Origin of the sequence: Actinomadura montaniterrae, from assembly GCF_008923365.1 — a bacterium.
GTDB classification, from domain to species: domain Bacteria; phylum Actinomycetota; class Actinomycetes; order Streptosporangiales; family Streptosporangiaceae; genus Spirillospora; species Spirillospora montaniterrae.
Genome location: NZ_WBMR01000018.1, coordinates 1 through 22236 on the forward strand (window position 1 = coordinate 1; position 22236 = coordinate 22236).

A 22236-nucleotide genomic window follows, 5' to 3' on the forward strand; every position below is an offset into this window, starting at 1 on the left:
GGTATGCCCGTGATCGGAAGCCCCATGATCGGAGCTCATGTCCGCCCGCGCGCGCTTGGACGACCCACCCGGCGATCCCTTCCGCGCGGCGGGCACACGGCCCTGGCGCGCTGCTGCGGCGGACCGGGCCGCGCCGTCCGTGCCCGCCGGATCGGCGGGGCCGTCGGAGCCGGCGCCGTCCCCATCGGCGGGCGCGGCGCCGTCCCCGTCAACGGGCGTGGCGCCGTCGCTCCTGGCCGGGGAGTCGCCCGCGGCGTCCGAGACGGTGGTCACACCGCCCAACCGTAGGGCGTGGGCCGCCCGCGCGCACGGGTAGCGCGCCAGGTGTGCGCGTGCGCGAGCATCGATGCGCATCGGTGACAATGGAGGGGTGATATGCCAGTCCTGCCGCGAACGCCACCACGGGGAGTGCCGTGGCGGCTCGTGGTGCGACTGCCAGCACAAGGCCGCGCCCGCGACGCCGTCGGAGCCGTCCGGACCCGCCCGGGGCACCCCGGCGCCGTCCGGGGAGCGTGCGCAGGGCGCCGAACCCCCGGTGAACTGGAAGCGTCAAGGATGACTCTTCTCACTCGCCCACATTCCGGACGTCACTGGACAGCCCGCGAGACGGCGTGTCAGAGTTTGAGCATGACTGCTGCGGACCCGCTGCTGGCCAAGCGCCGGCACGTCGACTTCCTGCGCGTCCGCAGCGCGATCTGTCGCTGACGCCCCAGACCACGCCCCCTTGCTCAGCCGGGCGCGTGGTGCATCGGCGTCACCTTTGACTTCATCCTGCTCAGCGTCGAGCCGGCTGCCTCAGAGCGCCGGTGCGCTACGCGTCCCTCACCACCACAGATGAGGACGCGCGCCGTGCCACCCGCGATCAAGCGCAAGAAGGGCGAGGGCCAGTGGGCCCTCGGCTACCGGGAACCGCTCAACAAGAACGAGGAGAACAAGAAGAACGACGACGGGCTGAACGTCCGCCGCCGGATCATCGACGTCTACTCCAAGACCGGTTTCGACTCGATCGACCCCGCCGACCTGCGCGGCCGGTTCCGCTGGATGGGGCTGTACACGCAGCGCAAGCCCGGCATCGACGGCGGGAAGACGGGCGCCCTCGAGGACGAGGAGCTCGAGGACAAGTACTTCATGATGCGGGTGCGCATCGACGGCGGCCAGCTCAGCGGGCCGCAGCTGCGCACCATCGCCGACATCTCCACCCGGTACGCGCGGGGCACCGCCGACATCACCGACCGGCAGAACGTCCAGCTGCACTGGGTGCGGATCGAGGACGTCCCGGCGATCTGGGAGGCGCTGGAGGCGGTCGGGCTGCACACGATGGAGGCGTGCGGGGACGTGCCGCGCACCATCATCGGCTGCCCGCTGGCCGGCATCGCGGCCGACGAGGTCATCGACGCGACCCGGGACCTGCGCGAGATCCACGACAAGTACATCGGCTCGCCCGAGTTCTCCAACCTGCCGCGCAAGTTCAAGACGGCGCTGTCGGGCTGCACCGCGCACTGCACCGTCCACGAGATCAACGACATCGCGTTCGTCGGCGTGGTGAACGAGGCGGGCGAGACCGGCTACCAGCTGTACGTCGGCGGCGGCCTCTCCACGAACCCGATGTTCGCGCAGAGCCTCGGGGTGTTCGTGAAGCCGGAGCAGACCAGCGAGGTCTGGCACGGCGTCACCTCGATCTTCCGCGACTACGGCTACCGGCGGCTGCGCAGCCGCGCCCGGCTGAAGTTCCTGGTGAAGGACTGGGGCGCGGAGAAGTTCCGCGAGGTGCTGGAGAAGGAGTACCTCGGGTACGCGCTGCCGGACGGCCCCGAGCCGGCCGCGCCGCAGGCCCACCGCGACCACGTCGGCATCCACCCGCAGAAGGACGGCAACTTCTACGTCGGGTTCGCGCCGCGCGTGGGCCGGGTGAACGGCGAGCTGCTCGGCGCCATCGGCGAGCTGGCCGACCGGTACGGCTCCGGCCGGGTCCGCACGACCATCGAGCAGAAGATGGTCATCCTCGACGTCCCGGAGGAGAACACCGAGGCGCTCGCCGACGCGCTGGCCGAGCACGACCTCCAGGTCCGGCCGTCCACGTTCCGGCGGCAGACGATGGCGTGCACCGGCATCGAGTACTGCAAGCTCGCGATCGTCGAGACCAAGCAGCGCGCGATGGACCTGATGGACGAGCTGGAGAAGCGGCTGCCCGGCTTCGACCAGCCGCTGACGATCAACGTCAACGGCTGCCCGAACGCCTGCGCGCGCATCCAGGTCGCCGACATCGGGCTCAAGGGCCAGCTGGTCGTGGACGAGAACGGCGACCAGGTCGAGGGCTTCCAGATCCACCTCGGCGGCCAGCTCGGCGCCTCGTTCGGCAAGAAGGTCCGCGGGCTGAAGACCACGTCGGCCGGGCTGACCGACTACGTGGAGCGGGTCGTCCGGAAGTTCGACGAGCAGCGCACCGAGGGCGAGACGTTCGCCCAGTGGGCGCAGCGCGCCGACGAGGCCGACCTCAAGTAACGGGCAGACCGGAATGAGCGAACGTGCCGCGCCGTTCTACTGCCCGTACTGCGGCGAAGAAGATCTCGAACCCCTCGAGGAGCACGGGGCGTGGTTCTGCCACGACTGCCTCCGCTCCTTCCAGCTGAAGTTCCTGGGTGTCCGAGCCGCCCAACAGACCAAGGAGTCCCGGTGACGCTGCTGGAGACCGACAGGCCGACGCTCGACCTCGAGGACATCGTCGAATCCGCCGCCGAGGCGCTGGAGGGCGCGCCCACCCTGGAGGTCATCCGGTGGGCCGTCGCCACCTTCGGCGACCGCATCTGCCTCACCTCGTCCATGTCGGACGCCGCGCTGATCCACCTCGTGTCGAAGGTGAAGCCGGGCATCGACGTGCTGTTCGTCGACACCGGCTACCACTTCGCCGAGACGATCGGCACCCGCGACGCGGTCGAGGCCGTCTACCCGGTGAACGTCATCAACGTCACGCCGTCGCGCACCGTCGAGGAGCAGGAGGCCGCGCTCGGCCCCCGCCTCTACGGCCGCAACCCCGACCTGTGCTGCCACCTGCGCAAGGTGGAGCCGCTCGGCCGCGCGCTGGAGGGCTACATGGCCTGGTTCAGCGGGATCCGCCGGGACGAGACCGCGAGCCGCCGCAACCGCCGCGTCGTCGAGTGGGACCGCAAGCGCGGCATGGTCAAGGTGAACCCCATCCTCGACTGGTCGCAGGAGGAGATGGACAACTACATCGAGGACAACGGGGTCATCATCAACCCGCTGCACTACGACGACTACCCGTCGATCGGCTGCGAGCCGTGCACGCGTCCCGTCGCCCCCGGCGAGGACCCGCGCAGCGGCCGCTGGGCCGGCATGGGCAAGACCGAGTGCGGCATCCACCTGTGAGCGCCGTCCCGATGGTCGCGGTGGCGCACGGGAGCAGGGACCCCCGCGCCGCCGCGACCGTCACCGAGCTGGCCGCCGCCGTCCGGGCGCTGCGTCCCGGCGTGCCCGTGCAGGCCTCGTTCCTCGACCACGCGACGCCCGCCCCCGACCGGGCGCTGGACGCGCTGGCCGGGGACGGCGCCGCGGAGGCCGTCGTGCTGCCGCTGCTGCTGACCGCCGCGTACCACAGCAAGACCGACATCCCGGGCGTGCTGAACCGGGTCCGGGCGCGGTGGCCCCGGCTGGAGCTGCGGACCGCGCGGACGCTCGGCCCGCACCCGCTGCTGACGGACGCGCTGGAGCGCCGGCTGTCCGAGGCGGGCGTGGAGCCGGGCGACCCGGACACCGCGGTCGTGCTGGTCGCGGCCGGGTCGTCCGACGCGTCCGCGAACGCGACGATCTGGCGGCTGGCTCGGGAGTGGCGCGCGCGCGGGTGGCGCGGCGTCGTCCCGGCGTTCGCGTCGGCGTCGCGTCCGACGCCCGCCGAGGCGGTCGCGGCGCTCCGCGACGCGGGCGCGCCCCGCGTCGCGGTGGCCTCCTACTTCCTCGCGCCGGGCTACTTCGCGGACAAGGTGCGCGCCGAATCGCTGGAGGCGGGCGCCCACGCGGTCTCCCCCGTCCTCGGCGCGGCGCCGGAGATCGCCGAGCTGGCCGTCCGCCGCTACGACGAGGCGCTGGACACCGCCCGCGCGGCCACCGCCGTCTGATTCCGCACGTTCCGCCCGCCCCGCTCGGGGTATGCGGCCCGGCATGGACGAGCGCGAGGACCCCGGACACGAGCCCGAGACGACCCACGACCGCGACTTCGCCCCGGTGAACCAGGGCTCGGACGCCCGCGGCCGGACGGTGCCGGGCGCGCCCGTCCCGGCGCACGTGCCGGGCGAGGAGCCGGCGGACCGGGACGGCCCCGAGGAGGACGTCAGCGGCACCGGCACACCCGGCGTCCACCGCCGCCATCCCGACGCGCTGCCGCCCGACGAGGCGGGCGTGAGCGAGGCGGAGCGCACCGACGACTCCCGCTGACCTGCGGCGGCGTTCTGTCGGAGGGGGCCGCTAGGGTCCCGCCGTGCTCTTCCTCTCCAGGCGGGACGTCGAGGGACTGCTCGACGTCGACGCGCTCATCGACGCGCTCGCCCCCGCGATGGCCGACCTCAGCGCGGGCCGCGCGCACGTGCCCGAGCGGACCGCCGCGGCCGTCCCCGAGCGGGACGCGCTCCTGCTCGACATGCCCGGCCACGCGCCGTCGGCGGGCGCGCTGGTGAGCAAGCTCGTGTCGGTGTTCCCCGGGAACGCCGAGGCGGGGCTGCCCGTGCGGCAGGCGGTGATCGTCGCGTTCGACCCCGGCACCGGCGAGCCCGCCGCGCTGCTCGACGGCACCTACATCACCGCGATCCGGACCGCCGCCTGCGCGGCGCTGTCCGCGCGGCTGCTGGCCCGCGACGACGCCTCGGTCGTCGCGGTGCTCGGCACCGGCGTGCAGGCGCGCGCGCACGCGATCGCGGTCCCGCGCGTCCGCGATGTCCAGGAGGTCCGCATCGCCGGGCGCGACCACGCCAAGGCGGTGAAGCTCGCGGAGGAGCTGTCGGACGCCGTGGACGCCGACGTGCGCGCCGTCGCGGGCTACGAGGAGGCCATGGCGGGCGCCGGGATCGTCAGCGCGGCCACCTACGCGGCGGAGCCGGTCGTCCGGCGCGAGTGGCTGGCGCCGGGGACGCACGTCACCTCGATCGGCTACAACCCGCGCGGCCGGGAGGTCGACGACGCGACGATCGCGGACGCCGCGCTGTTCGTGGAGTCCCGCGCGGCGGCCCTGTCGGCCGTCCCGCCGAACCTGGACCTGGCCGAGCCGCTGGAGCGCGGCGTCATCACGCCCGCGCACGTCCGCGCGGAGCTGGGCGAGGTGATCGAGGGCACCCGCCCGGGCCGTGCGTCGGAAGGGGAGATCACGCTGTACAAGTCGGTCGGCGTCGTCGTCCAGGACCTCGCCGCGACGGCGCTGGTGCTGCGCGAGGCGCGGCGGCGCGGCGCGGGGACGGAGGTGAGCCTCTGAGCTTTGCGGCGTCGCGCGCGTGTGCGCGCCGGTCAGGAGTCGGGGCGGCGGTCCCGCCACCAGGACGCGACGGCCCGGCGGACCGGCGCGTGGTGCTCGTCGTCCACGATCTTCACGTCGCCCATGAAGGCGTTCGCGGTGACCCGGACGACGGGGATGCGCTCGCCCGGGCACGGCTCGCGCACCTGGACGCGGCGGTCGCCGAGGAACGCGTGGCCCATCAGCTCGACCGCCACCCCGTCCGGCACGATGATCTTCACGTCGCCCATCACGGCGGTGGCCGCGATGTGCACCTCGCCGGTCGGGACCTGCGCGCCGCGCAGGTCCAGCTCGACGTCGCCCATCACCGACACCGCCTCCAGCGGGCCGTCGATGCGGCCGACGATGCGCTCCTTGCAGTCCCCCATGACGGCGCTGAACCGCCGCTTCACCTGCGGCGGAGCCGGGTTCGCGCCGGGCGCGCCCATGCCGGGCAGGTCCGCGGTGATGTGCTCGAGGTCACCGCGGGTGACCGCCGCGTAGGCGGCCTCCGTCCGCACGGTCAGCTCCTCGAACGTCAGCCGCCCCTCCACCGAGGCGACCCGCAGCCGCTCGACCACGGCCTCGCGCTCGGCGTCGGAGGCCCGGACCGCGCCCGGGACGGGGACCGTCCCGGCCGGATCGGCGCCGGGCCGCGCGGGGTGCAGGTCCTCCCGCCGCTGCCGCGGGCGGCTCGGGCACGGCGGCCGCCCCTGCTGCGGACTGGACTGACTCATGGTTTCGAAGTTATGCCCCCGCGCCGCATGGACAATCCGCCGCGCGGACGAGATCGCCCCACCACTTCAGGAGGATGCCCCAGGCGGCGGGGCGGAGGCATGATCGTCCGACGACCCGAACGCGGTTCTGTATCCTGCGACGGGGAGGTCCCCCGACGACCCGTCCTCGGCAGCACAGGAGCAGCGCAGTGACCCACGAGGTGTTCAACCAGGTTCCCCCGCTCGCCGGCCACGACCTGGCCGACGACCCCGCCCTGCTGGACGGGCTGGAGCGCGAGGGCGCCGGCTGGGCCGCCGCGGAGGTGCACGAGCTGGGCCGCCTCGCGGGCACCGAGCGCGCGCAGGAGTGGGGGCGGCTCGCCAACGAGAACCCGCCCGTCCTGCGCACCCACGACCGCTACGGGCACCGCGTCGACGAGGTGGAGTTCCACCCGGCGTGGCACGAGCTGATGACCGTCGCGGTGACGCACGGCCTGCACGGCTCCGCCTGGGCCGACCCCCGCGAGGGCGCGCACGTCGCCCGCGCCGCCAAGTTCTACACCTGGCGCGTGGACGCCGGGCACGGCTGCCCGATCTCGATGACGTACGCCGCCGTCCCCGCCCTCCGCCAGGCTCCCGAGCTGGCCGCGCAGTACGAGCCGCTGCTCGCCAAGCCCGAGTACGACTTCGGCCTGCGCGCCCCGCTCACCAAGAACGCGCTGCTCGCGGGCATGTCGATGACGGAGAAGCAGGGCGGCTCCGACGTCCGCGCCAACACCACGCAGGCGACGCCGCAGCCCGACGGGACGTACCGGCTCGTCGGCCACAAGTGGTTCACCAGCGCCCCGATGTGCGACGTGTTCCTCACCCTGGCGCAGGCGCCGGAGGGGCTGACCTGCTTCCTCGTCCCCCGCGTCCTGCCCGACGGCACGCTCAACCCGCTGCGGCTGATGCGGCTGAAGGACAAGCTCGGCAACAAGTCGAACGCGTCGTCCGAGGTCGAGTACGAGAACGCGGTCGCGTGGCGGGTCGGCGACGAGGGCCGCGGCGTCCGCACCATCATCGAGATGGTCAACATGACCCGGCTGGACTGCGTCATCGGCGCCGCCGCCGGCATGCGGCAGGGCGTCACCACCGCCGCGCACCACGCCGCGCACCGCAAGGCGTTCGGCGCGTACCTCATCGACCAGCCGCTGATGCGCAACGTCCTCGCCGACCTCGCGGTCGAGTCGGAGGCCGCCACCGTCCTGATGACGCGGCTCGCCGGCGCCACGGACCGCTCGGTGCGCGGCGACGCGTCCGAGGCGGCGTTCAAGCGGCTCGGCCTGGCGGTCAGCAAGTACTGGGTCTGCAAGCGGTGGCCGGCGCACGCCGCCGAGTCCCTCGAATGCCTCGGCGGCAACGGTTACGTCGAGGAGTCCGGCATGCCGCGCCTCTTCCGCGAGTCCCCCCTGAACTCCATCTGGGAGGGCTCCGGCAACGTGGCCGCTCTCGATCTCCTGCGTGCGATCCTACGCGAGCCGCAGACCCTGGACGCCTTCTTCGACGAAGTCGAGCTCGCCCGCGGCGCCGACCCGCGCCTCGACGCCGCCGCCCAAGAGGCCAAGGACGCCTTCGCCGACACCGCCACGATCGAGTACCGCGCCCGCCGCGTCGCCGAGCGCCTGGCGCTCATCCTGCAGGCATCACTGCTGGTCAGGCACGGTCACCCGGCCGTAGCCGACGCCTTCTGCGCCACCCGCCTCACCGGCGACTGGGGCGCCGCCTTCGGCACCCTCCCCCCCGGCCTCGACCTCGCCCCCATCATCGACCGCGCCACCCCGAAGATCGGTTGAGGCCGCACTCGAGATCAGCATTCGAAGCCCCGCGAGCCGCCGCATCGACCCGGCCGCGCCTACCTCGAGCAAGATCATCCGCTAGCGTACCCGTTAGTAGTTGGCGGTCGCGCAGCCCCGCGTGATCCCCAGTGCAGACCTGTGCCACCTAAAGGCTGTCCCGTAACGCCGGGCGATCAAGATCGTTGATCTTGGTGTGGAGCGGGTGATCAGGGCCGATCGGGACGAGTGGGTACCGGTGTTCACCGGCCTGTCGGTGCGGCAGTTCCGGCGTCTGGTGCGGGTCGTGGCAGGTCGGGGCGGTGAGCAGACCGGGACCGGGCGGCGGTGGAGCCTGCCGCTGGCCGACCGGGTGCTGCTGATCGCGGTGTATTACCGCACCAACCTCACGCTGCGGCAGGTCGCACTGCTGTTCGGGGTGTCCAAGTCCGCCGCGCACCGCGTCGTGGACCACCTGGCGCCGCTGCTCGCACTGGCCCCGGTCACCCGCCGGCACAGTCCGGACACGGTACTGATCGTGGACGGCACACTCGTCCCGTCCACGACCGGACGGTCACCGCCTCGTCCAAGAACTACCGGTACTCGGTGAACATGCAGGTGGTCATCGACGCCAACACCCGGCTGGTGGTCGCGGTCGGACGTCCGGTCCCGGGCAATCACAACGACTGCACCGCCTTCCGCGACTCCGGCGCGGACCGGGCATGCAGGGGCGCGCACGTGATGGCCGACGGCGGCTACCAGGGAAACCGGCAGGTCATCATGCCCTATCGGCGTCCCCGCGACGGCGGCGAACTGCCCGCCTGGCGACACGAGCTCAACATCGTCCACAAACGGGTGCGCGCCCGGGTCGAGCACGCCTTCGCGCACATGAAGTGGTGGAACACCCTAATAGAGCTCGAACGGCCTGAGGCGGGGCAGGGATGCCTTGGAACATCCCGGTGCTGAAGCCCTTGCGCAGACGGGCAGCCTGACCCGCTTCGGACCGTTCGCCGCGCTGGACGCAAAAGGCGATGCAGGCCCTCGCGCTCGACCTCCGCGCCGAGCTGGGCCTCACCTACGACGCGCCGTTCGACCCCTACCGGTTGTGCTCCGACTACGGGGTGCCGGTGTATCCGGTCGAGGGCCTGTCGGAGTTCGGATGCCCCGCCGACGTGATCGAGCACTTCACCCTGCTGCGGCCGGGCATGTGGTCCGCGGCACTCATCCCCTACGGCACCGCGAGGTTCATCGTGGAGAACACCGCGCATGAACCGGTCCGCCGCCGCTCCAATGTGACCCACGAGGTCGGCCACCTCATCCTTGAACACGAGTTCGATGGGGCTCTGCTGACCGACGAGGGCTGCCGGAAGATGAACCCGCAGGCGGAGAGGGAAGCGGTCTACCTCTCGGCGGAGCTCCTGGTACCGAAGAAGGCCGCCATCAGGGCAGCGTTCGCCGGCTATGACAACGCCCGCGTCGCCCGCGACTTCAACGTCAGCGAACGGTTCGCCCAATGGCGCATGGACGCCTCGGGAACTCGGCGCATCGCTCAGCGCTCGAGGGCCCGATCATAGAGTGCGGAGTCGCTGCGAGCCGACCGCATGTCCACCCCCTCGCTTCCGCCAGGGCCCGAGCGCCGGGTCATGGGGTTCGGCGTCACAGCCCGATGTCACAGCCCGATCTCGGCTTCGAGTTGACGGCGCCAGGCGGCGCCGTCACGCCAGTACCGCATGACCATCAGCAGGCTCTTCCAGCGGCCGCGTTCGCCGATGGCGGTGGGCGGGGTGTTGGCCTCGCCGCCGCTGGTGGCCAGCCCGGCGCGCAGTCCGTGCCAGGAGTAGGCACTGGGGTCCTCCAGCGGCACGGGCCGGCCGCGGGCTGCTGCGGCGTCGTTGACGCGGGCAACCGCCGCCCGCACCAGGGCGTTGAGGATGGTGTTACCGATCCGGGGCACCTCACCGGAAGGGCGGCGGGCCGCGTAGCCGGGGGTGCCGGCCAGCCGGTCGTACTGGTCGACGGCGCGGATCAGCGGCCCGTGGGTGATGCCGTGCGCGGCCAGGGTGTCGATCCAGGCCTGGGTGAGGCGCACGGGACAGCTGGCCAGGTGCTGGCCGCGTTGGATGTGCTGCACGGAAACGGCCGCCTGCTGGTCGGTCTTGGAAGCGCGGATGGTAACGGTCATCCGGCCCGGCTCAGGGAAGGCGATGTCCTCGATATCGAGACCGGCGATCTCGCTGGACCGGACGGCCACGCCAGTACCACGCTCCCGGCCACGGCCCCGGAGGCACCGACTGCAAGGAAGCGGCGCGCCGCGCCCGGGCGAACACGGTCGGCACCGCCACCGAACAGCCCCTCGCCACCCGCATCACGGTGACCGAGCAGGAAGCGGCCGCCCGCCGCGCCCACGCCGCCGCGCTCACCGACCTGAGCAGGCAACTCGCCGACACCGCAGGCCGCGACCAGAAGATCGCCACGATCCTGGACCAGCTCGGCAGCACCATCGCCGCCCGCAACACCACGCTGGAAGAGCAGGCACGCCATGCCACACAGGCCGCCCAGGAAGCCGAACACGCCGCAGAGACCGCCCGGGCCGCAGCCGAGGCCGCTGAGGCCGCCCAGCGACGCGCCGAAGAATGCGCGGCTGCCGCCGAGAATCTGACCGAAATGGCCGAGCAGGCCCGCCAAGCCGCCGAGCGGGAGACCACACTGGCCGTCCGAGCCGGCCAGGACGTCCGCGCTGCACTGTCAGGCAGCCAAGAACGAAACCGCGCTGGCCGAGACCCGCGACCAGCTCACCAAGCTGCGAAGCGAGCAAGACCCCTGGAACAGGCACTACAGGCCGCCATGACCGACGCCGCACAGGCCCGCGCCGAAGCCACCGCCGCGCAAGAGGAGATACGCGTCAGCCGAGAACACGCCGCCCGAGCCAACGCTGAGCGCGCCGCGGCCACCGCCACACTGACCGAGGTACGCCACGCTCTCGCCGCAGCCCACGCCGAGGCAGCCACGCAACGCGAACGCGCGGCCGCGGCCGAACAACGCGCCGCAGCGTCCCCGGCCTCAGAGTGATCTGAAGCGAAAACCGTACATCAAGACCAAGAGCCCGCTCGTGCCCCGTCCGTTTAGGGAACCACCCGTCGCAACCTCAGCGGCTTGGACCAGGCGGTGGGGGCGGTGTGGCTCGACAGCGTGTTCACCGTGACCAAATTCGACCGGTTCGCGCGCAACACGGCCGAGGCCAGCCAGAATCTCACCGACCTGTCCGGCTGCGGCGTGCTGTTCGGGCTGGGCGGATCGGTTAACGACTGGAACGACCCGTTCGGCCGGCTGTTCTTGCAGACCCTGGCGATGGTCGCCGAGCTCGAGGCGAACCTCGGCCACCTTCGCACCCGCGAGGGCGTGGCGCTGGCCAAGAAGAACGGCAAGCTCAAAGGTAAACCCCCGGGACCCGGGCCAGGGCGTCGTGAAGCGTACCGCGGACGAGTTCAGGGCAGGACCGCACAATGACGGAGCTGACCGGTTCCCCGGTTACCACCTTCATCGAATGGATCAGGAAGAGCGTGGCCTGAGCACCGTGCCAGGCGTGACAGATGGTCGAGTCCTCTCCTCCAGCATCTCCGCCCGCACGATGGTCGCGAGTACAGCACGACGGAGACTCCGCTCAACCAGCGTTTTGTGCGCCGACGGCGTGGAGCACGCTCGAGGCGGACAACGGGCCTACTGTGCTGCGCAACGCCACTCCGCAGCCGGGGCACACATGCTGTCTGAAACCGACCTGGGCATCGATGTAGAGCTCCGGATTCGTTCCGATGTGCGGACCGGCTGCGGCCGGCGGCGCCTCGATCAGCTCGACCGTCAGCGGTTCGCCCGCGCTGCCCAGCGCCGTCGCGCAGTGCCGGCAGGCGATCGTGTCGTCGGGAAGGCGGTCGAGGTTGTCGTCCAGCGGTTTCCCGATCTGCGTCTCCGGCCGACTCTCGGGTTTCCTGGTCGTTCGGTCCCTGCCGACCCGCTCGGCTCTCAGTCGCTCCCGTAGCTCCGCGGTCGCACCGAGGTCGGCCTCGCCGTCGTCATCGAGCACGACCCCGTAGATCGCGGACGCGGCCTGTGGCGTCACGTGGCCGTTGAGGACGTCTTCGGCGACGGACTCCGGAACGCGCAGAAGCGGGTCGCCGTAGCCGCCGCCTCCTTGCCATTGCAGGTACACCACGTCTCCGGGGCCGATGAACTTCACATCGAAGCACCCGCCGGGGTCGAGGTCCCCGCCGAGTTGGTCGAGTTCGGTCGGGAGCCGGCCGGCGGCTAGGAGTTGTTCCAGGCGGGTGCCGCGGACCACGCCGTCGTATCCGGTGCTGCCGGGGTAGCCGCCGGACAGGCCGGGGTTCTGGCTGGTGGCCTTGCCGGAGGCCGCGAAGCCTATCCGCATCTGGGCGGATGTGCCGTGCGGAGTGAGGGCCAGGCCGGCGCTGACGCCGCCGCGGTGGCGGCCGGGGCCTCCCGAGTCGGGCAGTTCCTTGCGCCACAAGCTCAGTACCGGGTACAAGTACTCGGTCATTTCGACGTCGGGGCTGCGGCCCATGGGGATGCAGAGCAGCCCGCCGGTGTCGACGCCGTCGGCGTCCGGAGCGGCGCCGAAGCCGCCAGCCATCGGGTCCATCGCGGAGTACAGGAACGGTGTGCCGGCGCCGTCGCGTTCGTCGAGTCCGGCGACGCTGAGTCCTTCCCAGGTGCCGCAGCAGGCGGCGTTGACCGGGCCGGGCGGCTCTTCGGCGGTACCCAGCATCGCCGACAGGCATTGGGTGATGAGGGTGCCGGTGAGCCAGGCGGGGCCGACGGGCGCGCGGCTGATCGCGGCGGGGAAGGTGGCGTTGTTGATCGTGCCCGGTTCCGAGACGATGTCGAAACACCGCATGATGCCGCCCGCCGACCACGGGATGTCGGAGGCGAGGGTGGGCAGCACCGCCATCATGATCGCGCCGCGCAGGCCGCCGAAGGTGCAGTTGATGACACCGGTCTGCGGGTCGGTGCCGGTGAAGTCGAAGGTGAGGTGGTCGTTCGCCTTGCTCATGGTGACGCTGATGCGGTGGGTTCCGGTGTCGCCGAGCTTGGCTTGGTCCTGGTACCCCTCGGCGCTCCAGGTGCCGTCCGGGACGGCGTGGAGCTTGTCGCGCAGCCGCTTCTCCGCGTCGTCCATCATCCGGCGCATGACGGCTTTGACGGTGTCCGCGCCGTACTTCTCGATCGTGTCCAGCAGCCGGCGCCGGCCGGTGAGGTTGGCTCCGACCTTGGCCCGCAGGTCCAGGCCGACGATGTGGGGGACGCGGGACCGGCGCACCCAGACGTCCGCGACGTCGCGTTGGATCTCGAAGCCGTGGACGACGCGGACCGGCGGGGTCGGCAGCGACTCGCCGAACACGTCGTCGGCGGACGTCGAGCCCGAGCCGGGGTTGGGACCGCCGAGATCGGGCTCGTGGCACACTGCGGCGGTCCAGCCGAACAGCTCGTCGCCCACGAAGATCGGCTGCGTGATCAGGACGTCGTTCTGGTGCAGCCCGCCTCCCACCCACGGGTCGTTGCACAGGAACATGTCGCCGTCGGCGATGCCGGGGTTGTCGGCGCGGTTGCGCAGGATCCAGTCGATGGCCATGTCGATGGCCCCGACGAGCATCGTGTTGTAGAGGCCGACCTGGGCTTCCCTGCCGACCTCGTCGTTGATGGTGAAGTCGAAGTCGTTGGCCTCGGTGACCATGTGGGAGCCCGACATCCGGCGCAGCGTCGACCCCATGTCGTCGGTGATCGACCAGAGCCGGTGCCGGATCACCTCGTAGGTGAGCGGATCCAGCGCGGCGACCTGCTCGTCGGTGACGGTGTGCAGGCCCACCTTCTCACCGATCTCGGTGCGGAGGCCGTCGTGGTCCGGTGTCTGGGAGGCGAAGGACTCTGAGCCCGGTACGTGCAGGAACATGGCAGCCCTTTCAGCCGAAGGTCATGACGAGGTTGCCCAGCGCGTCGACTTCTCCTCGCGCGGTGGCGGGCACGACGACGGTGGTGGTGTCCACTTCGACGATCGCCGGGCCGTTGATGCGATGTCCCGCGCGCAGCAGGCGGTAGTCGTAGACGTCGGTCTCGATCGGATCGGTCCCGTCGAGGCACACGGGCCTGCGGGCGCTCGCCGCCAGTTCCGAGTCCGCGGTGCCGATGTCCGGGAGCCGCAGCTGCTGCGGAGTGCGGCCGACGCCGTGGACTCGGAACGTCACGGCGAACATCCCTGCCTGGCGAAATCCGGTGTTCTCGCCGTGCATGCGCTGGTAGAGCCGCTCGAATTCGGTCAGGCAGTCTTCCAGTGAGGCGGTGGTGACCGGGCCGGCCGCGAGCGGCGTCGTGACCTCGGACAACTGGAGCGAGTAGCGCAGGTCGATCTCGCGCCGCAGTTCCTGCTCCTCCAGAGCCTCACCCTGGCGGGCCAGCCGCGAGCGGACGTCCCGTTCCAGATCGTCGAAGATCGCGGCGACCCGCCCGGGGTCCATCGGGCACGGCTGCGGGTCCGAGCGCTCCGCGCTCACCATGATGTCGGCGCCCGCGAGCCCGAAGGCGGAGAATCCGGCGGCGGCACCGCCGAGCGGCACCACGACCTCTCGCGCGCCGAGGTCTGCGGCGTAGGCGGCGCAGTGGGCGGGGCCCGCCCCGCCGAAGGCGAAGACACTGAAGTCCTGCGGGTCGTGGCCGGATTCCACCACCACCTTGCGCAGCAGATCGGCGGTCTGCGCGTTCTGAACGGCGTGGATCGCGGCAGCGGCCTCGAGCGTGCCGAGCCCGAGGGGACGGCCGACACGTTCGGCGATCGCCTTCTCGGCGAGCTCGCGCGACAACGGGCGCCTGCCGCCGAGCAGGCCGCGCTCGGGGAGAATGCCCAGCACCAGGTTGGCGTCGGTGACGGTGGGCTCGAGCCCGCCATGCCCGTAGCAGGCCGGGCCGGGGACCGCCTGCGCGCTGAGCGGCCCGACTCGCAGGTGCCCGCCCTGGTCCACCCATGCCAGTGCCCCGCCGCCCGACCCGATGGCGTGCACCTGGAGGCTCGGCACGTTGACCGGATGCTGGTTGATGATCGTGCTCGTGGTGCGCACCGGCTCGCCGTCGACGATGAGGCCGACGAGGAAGGTGGTGCCGCCGACGTCGGTGGCGATGACGTTGCGGCGACCGGTCTGGCGGGCCAGGCGCAGCGCGCCGACCACTCCCCCGGTCAGGACCGATCCGACCGTGGTGATCGCGGTCGCCGGCGCCTCGGTTGCGGTGACGGCACCGCCGGAACTCTGCATCACGAGCAGGGGCACGCGGAGCCCGAGTTCGGTGAGCCGGGTCTCCAAGCGTCCGAGGTAGTCGCGCAGCCCAGGGCCGATCTGGGAGCTCATGACGGTCGTCGCCGCGCGAGCGAACTCCCGGATGCGCGGGCTCACCTCGCTGGACAGTGCCACGTACGCCCCGGGCGCCTCCTCGTCGATCAGCTCCTTGAGCCTGCGTTCGTGCAGGGGATTGCGGAAGGCCCACAGCAGGGAGATGGCGAACGCGCTGACGCCGGCGTCCCGGAGCTCCCGGATCGCGCGGCGTGCCCGCACCTCGTCCAGGGCGACGACGATCCGGCCGGCTGAGTCGATGCGCTCCACGATCTCGCGTGCCAACCGGCGCGGCACGAGCGGCTCGGGCTTGCGCTGGCGCAGCGGGTCCTGCAACTCGTGCTGGGGACGCCCGAGGTACCTGCCCTCCACGTTCATGATGTAGAGGGCGTCGCGGTGTCCGGCGGTCGTCAAGTATCCGACCGGCGGCACCTTGCGCATGACCAGTGCGTTGAGCGACGACGTGGTCCCGTGCGAGAACTTGGCCGTGTCGGCGAGCAGCTCGGGCAGCGTCAGGTTCCATTGCTTGGCCAGCAGGGTCAGGGCCTCGATGATCCCGCCGGAGTAGTCCGGAGGCGTGGACGGCGCCTTGGCGCTCACCACCCGCCCGTCCGACCCTGCCGCCACCGCGTCGGTGAACGTGCCTCCGACGTCGACGCCTATCACGAACGACATGATGTTACTCCCGGGAGCCCACAGCCGGTGGGTGAGCTGGGCAACAGCTACGAATTTACGACTACGTCAGTTATTCGTCAATACTGTAAACTCGTGGCGGGTGCGTCCGTAATCCCCAGATCAGGAGAAGAGCGCCGTGCACAGGCCAATGGAAGGACCGGAGACGCCCGACATGCGGTTCCTGCAGGAGGCCGCCGCCGCGCAGGGAATCGACGCCTCCGGTCTTGTCATCGATCGGATCGAGACCACTACCGCGGCCGGCCGCATCAGTGCGCTCAGATACGGGACCTCCCCGCCCCGTCTGGTCGCCTTGCACGGTGGACGCCAGAACGCGCATACATGGGACTTGGTCATGGCTTCGCTCGGCATCCCGTCCCTGGCACTTGACCTGCCCGGTCACGGGTCCTCCTACCGGCCCCGCGACTACTCGCCCCGCGACCTGGCCCCCTCGATCGCCGAGGCGATCAGTGAGCTCGCACCAGAGGCGCGCACCCTGGTCGGCATGTCCTTCGGAGGCATGATCGCGCTCGCGGCAGCCGGCTCCCTCCCCGCGATCCGGCACGTGGTCCTGGTCGACGTCTCCCCTGGTTCGGCCGTTCCTGCCGCGAGCAAGCTCCCCGAGATCCGTTCGCTCGGACCTGCAACACTGGACGACCTGGTCGCCGCCGTCGCCGCCTTGTCCCCGGGACGTGCCCTGGCTCCTCTGCGCCACAGCGTGTTCCACGCAACGCGGCCGTGGCCCGATACGAGTTCGGACCTGCGCACCTGGCGGGCGGATCCCGCGATGCGCATCGGCTCCTTCACCGATTTCTGGAAGGAGATGCGCGAGCAGGCCTCCCGCTTGCATCTGATCATCGCCGGTCGCGGCTCCTTCGTTCCCGACGCCGACAGGCCGCCGCTGCGTTCGCTGCTGGAACCGGACCGACTTCATGAGGTGCCGGGCAGCGGCCATTCGATCCAGAGCACGCGGCCACGCGAACTGGCGCACCTGCTTAAGGCCGCGCACGACGCGTGACAGCGCCGATGTGCCGAACGCCGCAACCGCGAGCATCCTGTTCGAGGGCCTAAGGCCTGGAAGGCGAGCGCGGCGCATCGCCGGGCGCAAGCCCGCCGGCGACGCGCCGCCGCTCGATCATCGGTCGGTGGCGCCGGTCTCGGCGGCCATCTTCTCGGCGATCTCCCGCCTCAACCGCTGCTTGTCGATCTTTCCGACCCGGGTGGCCGGGAACTCATCGACCCATTCCAGCCGTTCGGGCCATTTGTACTTGGCGACGCCGAGGCCCTCCAGGTGATGGCGGACGCTCGCCAGGCCGACGGGTTCGTCCCGTGCGACCAGGTAGGCGCAGGCCCGTTCGCCGAGCCGGGGGTCGGGCATGGCCACCAGCGCCGCGGCGGCGATCGCCGGATGCCGGACCAGCAGCAACTCGACCTCCTCGGCGTTCACCTTCTCACCGCCGCGGTTGATCAGGTCCTTGATCCGTCCTTCGACGGTGACGCACCGGACACCGTCGATCTCCACGATCGCGGCCAGGTCCCCCGTCCGGTAGAACCCGTCCCCGGTGAAGGCGCGCTCGTTGTGCTCGTCCGCGTCGTAGTAGCCGCGGATCGTGTACGGCCCCTGGCAGCACAGCTCGCCGACCTGCCCGTCGGGGACCGGGTCCTCGCCGCCCGGTTCGAGGATCCTGATCCGGTCGTGCGGCGACAGCACCGTGCCGACAGTACCGGCCCGGACACCGCGCGGAGAGCCCGGAAAAGTGATCATGAAAAGGCCCTCGCCCATGCCGAACAGCTGGCCGCTCCAGAGCCCGAGCTCCTCGTACGCCTCGAAGACACGTGCCGGCACTTTGCCGCCGGTGAGGATTACTCGCTGAAGGGTCGGCACGATGCCCGCGAACGCCGGGTGCTCGAACGCGGAGTACGCCGCCCTGCCGAGCATGAGGTGGGTCGCCTTCTGCGCGGCGAAGAACGGGACGGTCTGCTCCAGGCGTCCGTTGCCCAGCAGCAGGCAGGCTCCGACGCTGTGTGCGCCGTGCAGGGAGCAGACGATGCCGGCGTTGTGGACGATCGGTCCCATGGCGGTGATGCGGCTGTCGACGTCCCAGCCCCAGGCGCGCGCATAGGCGGCGGCATTGTACCAGTACTCGGCGTGACGACGCGGAATGACTTTAGGGACACCTGTGGTACCGCCCGAGAGCTGGAACACCGCGACGTCGCCCGGGTCGATGCCTGCCTGTACCTGCTCGACCCACTGGCGGGCCTTGGCGGGTTCGACACCGGACCCGAGATCCTGGAACCTGACGGCGTCGCCGAGACCGGCCGCAGGGTGGGTCCCGACCACGATCAGCGCGCGGAGGGTGGGGTGTCCGGCGGCCTGCTCCCGCCCGAACGCCACCAGGTCGAAGCCTTCCGTGCCCCCTTCGACCAGGTGAGCCACCGCGCCGGCGCGCCGGCTGATCTGGGATATTTCGTGTCCTCGGTGGAGCGCCAGGGTGCAGACGGGGATCAGGCCCGCCTTGAGGCAGCCGTACCAGGCGAGGACCGTCTCGATCCGGTTGCCGATCTGGAAGAGGACGGGGTCGCCGGGGCGCAGTCCCAGGTCGCCGAGCCCGTAGGCGATCTGGTCGGTGCTCTGGTCCAGCTCCGCGTAGGTCAGCGCGGCCTCGGGGGTGACGACGGCGGGCCGGTCGCGGTTGCGTTCGGCGACGCGGTGGAACTCGCCGGGGATGCTGAGGTCTCCCCAGATCCCCGCCTCCTTGTAGAGGCGGACGAGATCCGGCGGATAGTCGGCGACCCGCCGGGGCGGGACCTGCGCGGCAGGGTTGTTGTGGTCCATCGGATGGTCCCTTCTCACCCGAGTTCAGCAGACGCGGCGGCGGGGCGCGGCTCCGGGGGCGGCTCTGCGGCCGCCGCCACGGCGATGTCCCAGCAGGCCAGGTCGATGCGGGAGCTGACGAGCCCGGCGGCAAGGTCTGCGGAGAGCCGCTCGGGCGCATGGACGGCGACAAGTGAGCCCGTCGCGAGCCGGATGCGTTCGGCGAGGTCGAGGCGGTTCAGCACGGCGGGCCGGTCCGGTGGTCCGGACAGGAGGAACCCGGTGATGCCGTCCCGATGCAGGCTCGTCGCCTGCTCCAGAAGCCGATCCCCGGCAGCCGACCAGGCGGGGGCGCTGCCGTGGTGCAACTCGGCGAATCGGGCGTCCGCAAGAAGCGACTCATGCTCCACGACGCGGGACGCAAAGCTGAGGTCGTCGCGTTGGAGGGGCTGCGTGAGCACCCACCGGTCGGGGTCGTCGGGGAGTCGGTCCCGCACGGTCCTGCCGGCGTAGTCCGCGAGCGCCCGGCGGACGACCTCGGGATTGGTCTGGGCGAAGCGGGCGAGCGGCACGTTCCCCGCCCGGGACATGTAGGCGACCGTAACCCGCTCCACGGGTGTCTCCAGCCGTTGCGGGAAGCTCTCCCACCACAGCCTGCTGCGCTCGGCCAGGTCCTGGAGCCGCTCCACCTTCGGTCGGCGCTCGCTCTCGTAGGCCGTCAGGGCGGTGGGAAGGTCCTCGCTCCGCTGGAGGGCGTCCACGAGGGCGATGGCCCCCTCCATGGCGATCTTGGTCCCGGACCCGATCGAGTAGTGCGCCGTATGCGCGGCGTCCCCCAGCAGGACGGTGCCGTCCACATGCCATCGGGCGCAGCGGACCGTCCGGAAGCGCAGCCACTGCGTGCGGTTGCCGATGAGCCTGTGCCCTTCCAGGACCCCGGCGAAGGCCTCTTCGAGGTAGGCGAGGCTGACGGTGTCGCTGGCGTCGCGTGCCGGTTCGTGCCGGATGGCTCCGAGTCCCGCGCGGCGCAGTGTGTCCGCATCGGTCTCGATCAGGAAGGTGCTGCGGTCGGGCTGGTAGGGGTAGGCGTGGGTGACGAACGTGCCGTGCTCGGTCTCGGCGGGTGCGAACATCGCCGTCGGCAGCGCGAAGTCTGTCCCGGCCCACAGGTAGTAGCCGTCTCCGATCGCGACCTCGGCTCCGAAGTCCTGGGCCCGTGCGGTCCGGGCGCTGCTGTTCACTCCGTCCGCGGCGATGACGAGGTCGGCGTCCAGCGACCAGGCGTCCGCCCGCTGACCGACGACGATCTCCACGCCCGCCTTTTCGGCATGCCGTTGCAGGATGTCCAGGAGGCGCGATCTGGCGATTCCGATCTGCGCGCCGTCGTGGACGGCTCGCACGAGCGCGGCGCCGGTGCGGTTCCGCATTTCCGAGCCGTAGCGATAGCCCGCGGCCACCATGTCGCGGAGGCTGTCGGGGTCCGCGGCCTCCAGGCGACGCTGCGTGCGTCCCGCCAGGCCGACCCCGAAACCGAAGGTCGCGCTCGGCACGCTCTGTTCGTGCACCACGACCTGGCAGTCCGGCCATCGCAGTTTCAGCAGCCTGGCGGCGTACAGGCCGCCGGGTCCGCCTCCGACGACGGCCACACGGTTGAGTTTCACCGCCGGGCTCCCGGATATGGGTTCTCTCCGCTGGGCATGACACCTCGAATGCTCATTTCGATCCGCCCGCCATGGTCGGCGGGGCGGGTCTGATTCCTGGCGGGTCGCTGCGCGGGTGGCGGGCCTCAGAGGCCGGCATTCTCCCGCTGTGCCTGCTCCCACCTCTCCGCGCGCTCGACGATCAGCTCGGCCTTGCGCGTGAGGAGGGCGGCCAGGGTCGGTTCGGGCTCCTGGGAGATGTCCACGAGCGCATCGATGGTGAGGGCGGCGTCCAGGTCCTCCTGGGGGGTGACGGGCCGCAGCGCCCGGGTGAACTCGACCATGTACCCGTTGGGGTCGTTGGTGTAGATCGACTCGATGGTCTCGTGGACGACCTTGCGCTGGACCGGCCATTCGCTGGCGTCCAGCCTGCGCCGGTACTCCAGCAGTTGCTCCTCGCCGTCGACGTGGATGGCGAGATGCCTGGAGCGGATAAAGAAGCCGGGCACGTCGTCCTCGAACCTGGCGTGGGCGTCGCCCTGGGTGCCGTTCGTCTGGGGCTTCAGGCCGAAGTAGTAGAAGAACGCGATCCGGTCTCCCTTTCCGATGTCGAAGAAGAAGTGGATGAAGTCGGGGTGGTCGCTGGGGCCCCACCCTGCCGCGCAGATCGAGTGGACGACCGGGAAGCCGAGCACGTCGCGGTAGAACCGCACGGTCGCGGCCGGGTCGAAGGTCGGGAACGCGACGTGGTCGACTCCGCGCGCGTGGTGTTCCAGTTCGGACATGGTGCATCCTCCTGTCGGGACTTGCGCTGTCGTACTTGCGGACGCGCGGTCACGCGCCCATGTTGTGCAGGTCGCCGCCTGCCACGGCGAGCGCGATCTCGGGGACGAAGCAGCGGCCGGACGTGCGCAGCAGGAAACGCACGGCCTCCGCCACGTCGGAAGAGGGCATCATCACGTCGCCCTTGCGGTCGGCGGCCCACGCGAAGCCGGGGGTGTCGGTGGCGCCCGGGCACAACGCGGTCACCTGCACACCGGATGTGCTGAGCTCGCCGTGCGCCGCGGCGCTCAGCGCGACGAGCGCCGCCTTGGTGGTGGAGTAGGCGGCCGTGCCGGCCTGCGGGTACCGCCCGAACATCGAACTGACGTTGACCACCAGCGCCTTGCCGTGCTCGGCGCCGGCCTTGCGCAGCAGCGGCGCGGTCTTGCTCATCAGGATCTGCGCGGCCCGCAGGTTGACCGCGAGCTGCAGGTCGAGGTGCTTGACCGACGTCTCCTCGATCGAGCCGTGCAGGCCGACGCCGGCGTTGTTGACCAGGACGTCGAGCCGCCCGAAGCGATCTCGATGCTCGGCGACGGCCCTGTCCAGGTCCTCCTCCAGAGCGGCATTGCCGGCGACTCCCAGCACCGAAGCCCCGCCTGACTCGAGCGCGGTCACGCACTCGCGCAACCGGTCGGGCTTGCGCGCCATCAGCGTGAGGCCGTACCCCTCGCCGGCCAGCATCTCGGCGATCGCCCGGCCGATCCCGGCGGAGCCCCCGGTGATCAGGGCCGCCCTCGCACCCTGGTCAGCCATCGCGATCACCGTTCGCCCTGTTCGGCTCCATGCCGAAACCTCCAATTCAACGATAACGTCAATTATTTGACACAAGCGATGATACGTCAAGATGGGGGTTGCCGTCGGCGAGAGGTGCGTTC

At 71.2% G+C, this 22236-nt stretch carries 19 protein-coding genes and 1 pseudogene; 12 read left to right on the forward strand and 8 right to left on the reverse strand.

What is annotated here, in order from left to right:
- Nucleotides 1–834 precede the first annotated feature (834 nt).
- Genes F9B16_RS09280 through F9B16_RS09305 form a run of 6 tightly spaced genes read left to right on the forward strand, consistent with a single transcriptional unit; the run spans nt 835 to nt 5473 of the window.
- On the forward strand, nt 835–2502 hold the full coding sequence (locus tag F9B16_RS09280; RefSeq protein WP_192808686.1) for a nitrite/sulfite reductase: 1668 nt from the start codon (nt 835–837) through the stop codon (nt 2500–2502).
- A gap of 13 nt (nt 2503–2515) precedes the next feature.
- Nucleotides 2516–2677 carry an Insertion element protein gene (locus tag F9B16_RS09285; RefSeq protein ID WP_151539593.1) on the forward strand — a complete coding sequence of 54 codons (162 nt, stop codon included), beginning with the start codon at nt 2516–2518 and terminating at the stop codon, nt 2675–2677.
- The gene (locus F9B16_RS09290; protein ID WP_151539594.1) at nt 2674–3384 is read left to right on the forward strand and encodes a phosphoadenylyl-sulfate reductase; all 711 of its coding nucleotides are present in this window, start codon (nt 2674–2676) and stop codon (nt 3382–3384) included. The genes F9B16_RS09285 and F9B16_RS09290 overlap by 4 nt, the downstream gene beginning before the upstream one ends.
- An 11-nt stretch (nt 3385–3395) precedes the next feature.
- Nucleotides 3396–4130 (forward strand): sirohydrochlorin chelatase, encoded by a 735-nt coding sequence (locus F9B16_RS09295; protein ID WP_151539660.1) that lies wholly within the window; start codon nt 3396–3398, stop codon nt 4128–4130.
- Between the two features lie 43 nt (nt 4131–4173).
- Nucleotides 4174–4446, forward strand: coding sequence for a hypothetical protein (locus F9B16_RS09300; protein ID WP_151539595.1), 273 nt, complete (start codon nt 4174–4176; stop codon nt 4444–4446).
- Nucleotides 4447–4489: 43 nt separating this feature from the next.
- The gene (locus F9B16_RS09305) at nt 4490–5473 is read left to right on the forward strand and encodes an ornithine cyclodeaminase family protein (RefSeq protein ID WP_151539596.1); all 984 of its coding nucleotides are present in this window, start codon (nt 4490–4492) and stop codon (nt 5471–5473) included.
- A 32-nt stretch (nt 5474–5505) separates the two neighbouring features.
- On the opposite strand, the gene F9B16_RS09310 is transcribed toward F9B16_RS09305, so the two are convergent.
- Nucleotides 5506–6228, reverse strand: coding sequence for a DUF1707 SHOCT-like domain-containing protein (locus tag F9B16_RS09310; RefSeq protein WP_151539597.1), 723 nt, complete (start codon nt 6226–6228; stop codon nt 5506–5508).
- 188 nt (nt 6229–6416) lie between these two features.
- Here F9B16_RS09310 and F9B16_RS09315 point away from each other — a divergent pair, with 188 nt between their 5' ends.
- The 3 genes and pseudogenes from F9B16_RS09315 (at nt 6417) to F9B16_RS09330 (ending at nt 9595) form a co-directional block, all read left to right on the forward strand.
- Complete coding sequence (locus F9B16_RS09315) at nt 6417–8042, forward strand: acyl-CoA dehydrogenase family protein (protein ID WP_225991494.1); 1626 nt, start codon at nt 6417–6419, stop codon at nt 8040–8042.
- Nucleotides 8043–8238: 196 nt separating this feature from the next.
- Nucleotides 8239–8987: pseudogene (locus F9B16_RS52565) on the forward strand (transposase family protein).
- A gap of 65 nt (nt 8988–9052) precedes the next feature.
- Nucleotides 9053–9595 (forward strand): ImmA/IrrE family metallo-endopeptidase, encoded by a 543-nt coding sequence (locus F9B16_RS09330; protein WP_151539601.1) that lies wholly within the window; start codon nt 9053–9055, stop codon nt 9593–9595.
- A 95-nt stretch (nt 9596–9690) separates the two neighbouring features.
- Here F9B16_RS09330 and F9B16_RS09335 read toward each other — a convergent pair whose 3' ends face one another.
- Nucleotides 9691–10272, reverse strand: a complete 582-nt coding sequence (locus tag F9B16_RS09335) for a site-specific integrase (protein ID WP_151539602.1) — start codon at nt 10270–10272, stop codon at nt 9691–9693.
- 119 nt (nt 10273–10391) lie between these two features.
- Between F9B16_RS09335 and F9B16_RS09340 the strand changes: the two genes are divergently transcribed.
- Nucleotides 10392–11090 (forward strand): hypothetical protein, encoded by a 699-nt coding sequence (locus F9B16_RS09340; protein WP_151539603.1) that lies wholly within the window; start codon nt 10392–10394, stop codon nt 11088–11090.
- Nucleotides 11091–11174: 84 nt separating this feature from the next.
- Entirely contained in the window at nt 11175–11528 is a 354-nt protein-coding gene (locus F9B16_RS09345) for a recombinase family protein (RefSeq protein ID WP_151539604.1), read from the forward strand.
- Between the two features lie 154 nt (nt 11529–11682).
- Here the strand turns inward: F9B16_RS09345 and F9B16_RS09350 are convergent, their stop codons facing one another.
- Nucleotides 11683–13983: a hydantoinase B/oxoprolinase family protein gene (locus tag F9B16_RS09350; protein WP_151539605.1), complete on the reverse strand. Its 2301-nt coding sequence runs from the start codon at nt 13981–13983 to the stop codon at nt 11683–11685.
- 10 nt (nt 13984–13993) lie between these two features.
- Nucleotides 13994–16084, reverse strand: a complete 2091-nt coding sequence (locus tag F9B16_RS09355) for a hydantoinase/oxoprolinase family protein (RefSeq protein ID WP_151539606.1) — start codon at nt 16082–16084, stop codon at nt 13994–13996.
- 172 nt (nt 16085–16256) lie between these two features.
- On the opposite strand from F9B16_RS09355, the gene F9B16_RS09360 reads away from it, so the two are divergent.
- Nucleotides 16257–17099 carry an alpha/beta fold hydrolase gene (locus F9B16_RS09360; RefSeq protein WP_192808689.1) on the forward strand — a complete coding sequence of 281 codons (843 nt, stop codon included), beginning with the start codon at nt 16257–16259 and terminating at the stop codon, nt 17097–17099.
- Nucleotides 17100–17216: 117 nt separating this feature from the next.
- Here F9B16_RS09360 and F9B16_RS09365 read toward each other — a convergent pair whose 3' ends face one another.
- From F9B16_RS09365 to F9B16_RS09380, 4 genes are all read right to left on the reverse strand, one after another.
- Nucleotides 17217–18917: a (2,3-dihydroxybenzoyl)adenylate synthase gene (locus F9B16_RS09365; RefSeq protein ID WP_151539608.1), complete on the reverse strand. Its 1701-nt coding sequence runs from the start codon at nt 18915–18917 to the stop codon at nt 17217–17219.
- Nucleotides 18918–18931: 14 nt separating this feature from the next.
- The gene (locus F9B16_RS09370; RefSeq protein WP_225991495.1) at nt 18932–20542 is read right to left on the reverse strand and encodes an FAD-dependent monooxygenase; all 1611 of its coding nucleotides are present in this window, start codon (nt 20540–20542) and stop codon (nt 18932–18934) included.
- A gap of 140 nt (nt 20543–20682) precedes the next feature.
- Nucleotides 20683–21321 carry a VOC family protein gene (locus tag F9B16_RS09375; protein ID WP_151539610.1) on the reverse strand — a complete coding sequence of 213 codons (639 nt, stop codon included), beginning with the start codon at nt 21319–21321 and terminating at the stop codon, nt 20683–20685.
- Between the two features lie 49 nt (nt 21322–21370).
- Nucleotides 21371–22114, reverse strand: a complete 744-nt coding sequence (locus F9B16_RS09380; protein ID WP_151539611.1) for an SDR family NAD(P)-dependent oxidoreductase — start codon at nt 22112–22114, stop codon at nt 21371–21373.
- Nucleotides 22115–22236 lie beyond the last annotated feature (122 nt).